The sequence below is a fragment of the Mycobacterium sp. genome (assembly GCF_036273375.1).
Lineage (GTDB): Bacteria > Actinomycetota > Actinomycetes > Mycobacteriales > Mycobacteriaceae > Mycobacterium.
Genome location: NZ_DASUHS010000248.1, coordinates 69,384 through 76,736 on the forward strand (window position 1 = coordinate 69,384; position 7,353 = coordinate 76,736).

Genomic DNA, 7,353 nt, shown 5'->3' on the forward strand with positions numbered 1-7,353 from the left:
CGAAGGAGGAACACATGCCCGAGGGTTTCTACCGGTTGGCGGAGCGGGTCGTCCCGCCGATGGTCGCGATACAGGGCACCAAGTTCACCTATCACGGCCTGGAAAACATTCCCGCGCGCGGTGGCGCCTTGCTGGCCCAAAACCACACCAGCTATCTGGACTGGCTGCCGACTCTGATGGCCGTCCGTGAGCGCCGGCGGCGCGCGTACTTCATGATCAAGGCGGAAATGGCCGACGTGAAGGCGGTCAACTACGTCATCAATCACGCCCGGCTGATCCCGGTGGATCGAAGGTCTGGACACGACGCTCTCGATGTGGCCGTGCGACGCATGCGCGAGGGCGAGCTGATCGGGATGCATCCCGAGGCCACCATCAGCCGCAGTTTCGAACTGCGGGAGTTCAAGACCGGGGCGGCGCGCATGGCGCTGGACGCCCAGGTGCCGATCGTTCCTATCGTGGTGTGGGGCGCTCATCGGGTTTGGCCGAAGGATCATCCCAAGAAAGTGTTTCGCAACAAGGTTCCGATCACGGTGGCGGCCGGGCAGCCATTGGCGCCGCGGGGCACGCCTGAGGAACTCAACGTGCTGTTGCGTTCCGCGATGAATGACCTGCTGTACCGGGTGCAGGAGGAATATCCGCACCCGAAAGACGAATTCTGGGTGCCGCGGCGACTGGGCGGTAGCGCGCCCACCCAGGAGGATTCCCGGGCCATCCGGTTGTCGGAGTTGCAGGAGCGGATGCAGAGGTACGGAACCGACGGTGTGACGCGATCGGGGCAGACCCAGAGCGGGCTGCATTGAGCGGTCCGGTCAACTGCCAACGCGGGCGGTTTCGATGACCCTGCCGGCGCTCATCGCTTGCGACGTCGACGGCACCCTGTTCGACGACGACGAGAAAATCTCCCCGCGCACCCGCGCCGCCATCCGCGCCGCCGTAGCCGGCGGCGCGCAGTTCGTGGTGGCGACCGGCCGTCCGCCGCGGTGGATACGTCCCGTCGTCGACGCGCTGGGCTTCGCGCCGATCTCGGTGTGCGCCAACGGTGCCGTCATCTATGACGCCGCGACGGATCGGGTGATCTCCACCCGCACCTTGGCCGTCGACACCCTGGCCGAGTTGGCGGAGCTGGCGACCCGTGTCATCCCTGGCGCGGGGCTGGCCGTCGAGCGCATCGGCGAATGCGCCCATGACACGGCGACGCCCCAATTCGTCAGCTCGCCGGGTTACGAGCATGCCTGGCTAAATCCGGACAACACCGAGGTGTCGATCCAGGATCTGCTCAGCGCTCCGGCGATCAAACTGCTCATTCGGCGCTCCGGAGCCCGCAGCGACGACATGGCGGCCGAATTGGCCAAGCACGTCGGCATCGAGGCCGACATCACCTACTCCACCAACAACGGCCTGATCGAGATAGTCCCGCCGGGGACCAGCAAGGCCACCGGCATCGACGAGATCGCGCGACCGCTGGAGATCGCTCGCGAGGAGGTGGTGGCGTTCGGCGACATGCCCAACGACCTGCCGATGCTGCGGTGGGCGGGACATGGCGTGGCGATGGGCAATGCCCATCCCGACGTGCAGGCCGCCGCCGACGAGATCACCACCGCCAACAACGACGACGGGGTGGCCCGGGTGCTGGAACGCTGGTGGCTCTAGCGGCGCACTCCGTTATGTGGGTGTTGGATGCGACGGCAGCGAGAAGTGCTCGGTCGGCACCGTTGGGCCGCTTGGGGATTCGGTCGTCAGCGGAAGCGTGATCCCGTCCACGACCTCGGTGACATCTCCGGTCAGCCGCTCATAGTTCAGCGTGCCATGCTGAAAGTTCTGCGTAATCTGCAGCGGCTGTTGGATTTCCGCGCTGGTCGGCAATCCGAGGGGGCCACGTTCGTAGCTCTGCGAGCCCCATGCGTCGTAGATGGCGCCGGTGACCGGCTGGGCACCGGTCTCGGGTGACCAGTACATCGCGCCGCGGGCAAAGGTGACGAAGCGGGCATCGCCTTCGGCGCTGTCCTCCGGCGAAGTCGGCGCGCCCAGCACGCTGTTCATCGCGCCGATCGCTTGCCAGTGGTCATAGATCGCACCGCCCTGCAACGCCTTGAGCAACTCTTCCGGTGGATCGTTGACATGTGATGCGATATCACGCATTTCGTCCATCAGCGCGTAGGCGGCGTTGCCTGGGCAATCGGTGTTCCCGACGTCGCGGTGGGTGAAGATGGTCGGCAGCGTCGCGATGGAGCCGGCCGGAAAAGTGGTGTAGTGGCTGCCGGCCGACTCCAGTTGCACCGTGCCCTTTGGGTCGACGCCGTCCAGGCCCAGCCGCCAGCCGAGCAGCCGGCCTATGTTTCTGAGCTGGATCGGGGTAGGGGGTACGTCGTCGAAGTTGCCGATCATTGCCACACCCCAGGTGTTGCGGTTGAATCCGCCGGTGTGGAAGGCTTCGACCGCCTTGGTGAGACCGCCCGCGCTGCCCTCGAACACCTGGCCGTACTTGTCGACCAGCGCGTTGTAGGCGATGTCGCACCAGCCCAGTGTCTTACTGTGATAGGTGTAAATGGCCTTGACGATCCCGGCCGATTCAAGCGGCGAATAGTCATTGCTGCCCGCGGTGTGGTGGACCACCGCGGCGCGAATCCCGTTGTCGTACTGCGGGGTACCGCATCGCAGCGACTCGTCGGCGCCCCAATCGGCTCGGCTGATGATGGGGGGAGCCTGGCCGGGCATCAAGACTCCGGCCGGTGGTGTCCAATGTGTTTCGGCCGGCGCTTGCGGTGGGGAGATGAGGACGGCCGAGATGTTCTGCCCGAACGCTTGTTCCCTCGATGCCGGTTTGTAGCCCAGATCGGTCTTCTCGCCCGGTGCCACCGGCGGGGGTGCCCCCAGGGTCACCGTCGCGTCGAGCGGACGGGTGACCGCGATCTGGACGGTCGTGGTGGTGCCGACGAACACCGGATCGGTGCCGCGGGGCCCCTCTGTCGCCCCGCCGGGATGGTCCGGCCCCGCCGACTCTTCGGCGCGCGCCGGGGGCGCCGCCGGGTCGGGTGCCGCCGTTTCGTACTCGGTCTGATACCAGGGGCCCCAAGAACCGCCGGGGCGCTTCGCGCGCACGCGGGTCGACGTGCCGGCCAGGTCGCCGGTCAGGGCGACCAGAGAAAACGGGGTGGCCTGGCTGATTTCGCGAACCGTGACGCCCGCGCCGAGCCCGATCAGCGGCTGCTCGGCGAGCTGAGTGCCACGGGACCGCGGCGGGCTGGCGGTGCCGCGATCGCGTGTCGTGTCCGCCACCCACGAGACGAGGACGACAGTCGCCGCCATGGCGGTGAGCAACATCGTTGGCGCACGACTGCGAGGCACCAGCTGATGTTACGTGTGTTTCTAATGTTATCTATGAGACGACACGACCGCACACTGGTGCATCTCCACAAGGTCGACGGCACCGCAGATGATCTGCGGTGCCGTCTTGTGGAGAGTTCGTCGAGGACTAGACCGGGGGCAGTGCCGGTATCGCGCCGGCGGCCGCCGGCAACGCACCGGCCGCACCCGCGGCGGCGGGAAGAGCACCCGCGGCACCTGGCAGGGCACCCGCAACGCCCGGCAGGGCACCCGCGGCACCTGGCAGGGCACCCGCAACGCCCGGCAGGGCACCCGCAACGCCCGGCAAGGCACCCGCGGCACCCGGCAAGGCACCCGCGGCACCCGGCAAGGCACCCGCGGCACCCGGCAGGGCACCCGCGGCACCAGCGCCGCCATGCATGCCCTGCGTGATGGCCGGCATGACCAAGCCCTTGAGTAGGTCGATCGCCTGGCCGGCGCCCAACTGGTTGGCGGCTTGCATCACGTCGTTGACCAGACCGCCACTGGCACCGCCGCCGGTGCCCGAGCCGCCGCCCAAACCGGTACCGCCGCCCAAACCGGTACCGCCGCCGCCAATCGGCGAAGCATTACCGAAGGTGGACGGGTCGCCCAGGATCGGGTAGGTGCCACCGGCGCCCGGGTCCAACCCGGCCCCAGAGTCGATCGGCACCTCGCTGGGCGACATCGCCGGGCCACCCAGGCCAGGAGTGACCCCAGCCGGGCTGGTCAGCCCAGGGTTGGAGAGCGCCGGGTTGAGCCCGGCGCCCGGGGTCGCGACGCCGCCACCAGGGGTGGTCGGCAACGCGCCGGGCGCGGTGAGCCCGGGCGTCATGGGCGCCATACCGGGGCTCGTCAGGCCCGGGCTGGTCATGCCGGGACTGGTCAAACCGGGACTGGTCAAACCGGGGCTGGTCAAACCGGGGCTGGTCACGCCCGGATTAGTCAGGCCCGTCGTCCCCAGACCGGGGGATCCGAGGCCTGGAGTGCCCAGGCTGGGGCTGGCGAGACCCGGTGTGCCGGTAGCACCCCCGCTCAAGGCGGGCACCGGGGGCAGGTTGATCCCGAATTGCGACAAGCCCTGCGACAGCGCGCCCATCAGCTCACCGGGCAGGTCGCTCATCACCGCGGCCTGCTTGAACTCGTGATGCTCGGGCGCCTTGTTGTCGGCGGTTGATTCGTAGACAAGGAAGTATGCGCAAGGACTCGCCACTGCCAGGGCGGCAACCGCGCTCATGGCTGTTGAGAGCTTGCGTCGGCGTCGGTTCGGCACGGAAGTCTCCTCAATCTGACTATGTGTTGTGTCGGCGCGTCCCACCGCTCCTATCTGGCGGGAATCACACAAAGTCGATGGTACGAGTGGTGAGGCTGTTACTAGAGTGGTGATATTGAATCGTGAGGCAAATGCGACCCCGACTGTGATCGCGGATCCCAGGCGCCGCGACGGACGTCGTCACGGAGCCAACGCCGCTGCATGGCCTCGCCAAATGGGTTAGGGCCACGCGGTCGGATACCCTAAGCAACCGATGACCGCTCGTTTCGATCTTTTCGTCGTCGGCTCCGGGTTCTTCGGACTGACCATTGCCGAGCGCGTGGCTACCCAGCTCGGCAAGCGCGTCCTCGTCGTGGACCGCCGACCGCACATCGGTGGCAACGCCTACTCAGAAGCCGAGCCCCGCACCGGCATCGAGGTGCACAAGTACGGTGCTCACCTGTTCCACACCTCCAACACGAGGGTCTGGGACTACGTGCGACAGTTCACCGACTTCACCGACTACCGTCACCGGGTCTTCGCGATGCATAACGGGCAGGCCTACCAATTCCCGATGGGGCTGGGCCTGGTGTCGCAGTTCTTCGGCAAGTACTTCACGCCGGACGAAGCCCGCAAGCTCATCGCCGAGCAGGCCGCCGAGATCGACACGGCCGACGCGCAGAACCTCGAAGAGAAGGCGATCTCGCTGATCGGCCGGCCGCTCTACGAGGCTTTCGTCAAGGGGTACACGGCCAAGCAGTGGCAGACCGACCCCAAGGAGCTGCCCGCAGCGAACATCACCCGGCTGCCGGTGCGCTACACCTTCGACAACCGCTACTTTTCCGACACCTACGAGGGCCTGCCCGTCGACGGCTACACGGCCTGGTTGCGCAGCATGGCCGCCGACGACCGCATCGAGGTCAGGCTGGACACGGACTGGTTCGACGTGCGCGACGAACTGCGCGCGGACAGCCCCGGCGCGCCGGTCGTCTATACCGGGCCGCTGGACCGCTACTTCGATTACGCCGAGGGCCGACTGGGCTGGCGCACCCTCGACTTCGAGGTGGAAGTGCTGCCCATCGGGGATTTCCAGGGCACGCCGGTGATGAACTACAACGACCCCGACGTGCCATACACCCGCATCCACGAGTTCCGTCACTTCCACACCGAGCGCGACTATCCGGCCGACAAGACCGTGATCATGCGGGAGTACTCGCGCTTCGCCGGGGACGACGACGAGCCCTACTATCCGATCAACACCGAGGCCGACCGCGCCCTGTTGGCCGCCTATCGAGCCCGGGCGAAGTCCGAGACCGCGTCGTCGAAGGTACTGTTCGGCGGCCGGCTGGGCACCTACCAATACCTGGATATGCACATGGCCATCGCCAGCGCCCTGAACATGTACGACAACGTCCTCGCGCCGCACCTGCGGGACGGCGCATCCCTGACGGAAGCCCAGAACAAAGAGGAAGGCGCGCGCTGATGCGCGCCGACGACGATGCAGAGCAAGCGATGAGGAGGAGTGGCGCCTAATGTCCGCCGTGAGCCTGCTGTCCCGGATCATCCTGCCGCGTCCCGGCGAGCCGCTCGATGTGCGCAAGCTGTATCTCGAGGAGTCGACGACCAACGCCCGGCGCGCCCACGCCACCAGCCGTACCTCGCTGGAGATCGGCAAAGAGTCCGAGGTGTCGTTCGCCACCTACTTCAACGCGTTCCCGGCCAGCTATTGGCGGCGGTGGTCCATCTGTCAGTCGGTGGTGCTGCGGGTCGAGCTGACCGGAACCGGACGCGTCGACGTCTACAGGACCAAAGCCACCGGGGTGCGGATCTCCGTGGAAGGCCGCCAATTCGTCGGCACCGACGAGCAGCCGGCCATCGTCGAGATCGAGGTGGCGCTCAAGCCTTTCGAGGATGGCGGCTGGATCTGGTTCGACATCACCACCGACACCGCGGTCAACCTCATCAGCGGCGGCTGGTATGCCACCGAGCCCGCTCCGGGCACGGCCAACATCGCCATCGGCATCCCCACGTTCAACCGCCCCGCCGACTGCGTCAACGCGCTGGCCGATCTCACCGCGGATCCGTTGGTGGACGAGGTAATCGGTGCCGTCATCGTCCCGGACCAGGGCGTCCGCAAGGTGCGCGATCACCCGGACTTCGCGGCCGCGGCCGCGGGTCTGGGCGCCCGGCTGTCCATCCACAACCAGCCCAATCTCGGCGGTTCCGGCGGCTACAGCCGGGTGATGTACGAGGCACTGAAAAACACGGACTGCCAACAGATTTTGTTCATGGACGACGACATTCGCATCGAGCCGGACACGATCCTGCGGGTGCTGGCGCTCAACCGTTTCGCCAAGACGCCGACGCTGATCGGCGGGCAGATGCTGAACCTGCAGGAGCCGTCACACCTGCACATCATGGGCGAGGTCGTCAACCAGGCGAACTTCATGTGGACCGCCGCGCCGCACGCCGAGTACGACCACGATTTCGCCAGATTTCCGTTGAACGACAAGAACGATCGGAGCGCACTGCTGCACCGTCGCATCGACGTCGACTTCAACGGCTGGTGGACGTGCATGATCCCGCGGCAGGTCGCCGAGGAGCTCGGTCAGCCGCTGCCGCTGTTCATCAAGTGGGATGACGCCGATTACGGGCTGCGCGCCGGCGAGCACGGTTACCCAACGGCGACGATGCCCGGGACCGCGATCTGGCACATGGCGTGGAGCGACAAGGACGACGCGATCGACTGGCAGGCGTAC

Annotated in this window: 6 protein-coding genes; 4 read left to right on the plus strand and 2 right to left on the minus strand. The window is 66.9% G+C overall.

The genetic code is table 11. The features are described from left to right. Nucleotides 1–14: 14 nt before the first annotated feature. Both VFW69_RS22030 and VFW69_RS22035 read left to right on the plus strand, forming a co-directional pair. Entirely contained in the window at nt 15–800 is a 786-nt protein-coding gene (locus VFW69_RS22030; RefSeq protein WP_526504569.1) for a lysophospholipid acyltransferase family protein, read from the plus strand. Nucleotides 801–834: 34 nt separating this feature from the next. Beyond that, nucleotides 835–1,650, plus strand: coding sequence for a Cof-type HAD-IIB family hydrolase (locus VFW69_RS22035; RefSeq protein ID WP_526504571.1), 816 nt, complete (start codon nt 835–837; stop codon nt 1,648–1,650). Between the two features lie 12 nt (nt 1,651–1,662). On the opposite strand, the gene VFW69_RS22040 is transcribed toward VFW69_RS22035, so the two are convergent. Beyond that, nucleotides 1,663–3,348, minus strand: coding sequence for an N-acetylmuramoyl-L-alanine amidase (locus VFW69_RS22040; RefSeq protein WP_526504587.1), 1,686 nt, complete (start codon nt 3,346–3,348; stop codon nt 1,663–1,665). A gap of 124 nt (nt 3,349–3,472) precedes the next feature. Next, on the minus strand, nt 3,473–4,615 hold the full coding sequence (locus tag VFW69_RS22045) for a PirG (protein ID WP_526504573.1): 1,143 nt from the start codon (nt 4,613–4,615) through the stop codon (nt 3,473–3,475). A 253-nt stretch (nt 4,616–4,868) separates the two neighbouring features. Between VFW69_RS22045 and glf the strand changes: the two genes are divergently transcribed. Continuing rightward, complete coding sequence (glf, locus tag VFW69_RS22050; protein ID WP_526504575.1) at nt 4,869–6,077, plus strand: UDP-galactopyranose mutase; 1,209 nt, start codon at nt 4,869–4,871, stop codon at nt 6,075–6,077. Nucleotides 6,078–6,126: 49 nt separating this feature from the next. After that, nucleotides 6,127–7,353 (plus strand): glycosyltransferase family 2 protein (locus VFW69_RS22055; RefSeq protein ID WP_526504577.1); only part of this gene is annotated, 1,227 nt, incomplete at its 3' end.

Excerpts from the sequence above, each read along its gene's own strand:
- VFW69_RS22030 (WP_526504569.1), top strand. The coding sequence starts at position 15 with ATGCCCGAGGGTTTCTACCGGTTGGCGGAGCGGGTCGTCCCGCCGATG.
- VFW69_RS22035 (WP_526504571.1), top strand. The coding sequence starts at position 835 with ATGACCCTGCCGGCGCTCATCGCTTGCGACGTCGACGGCACCCTGTTC.
- glf (WP_526504575.1), top strand. The coding sequence starts at position 4,869 with ATGACCGCTCGTTTCGATCTTTTCGTCGTCGGCTCCGGGTTCTTCGGA.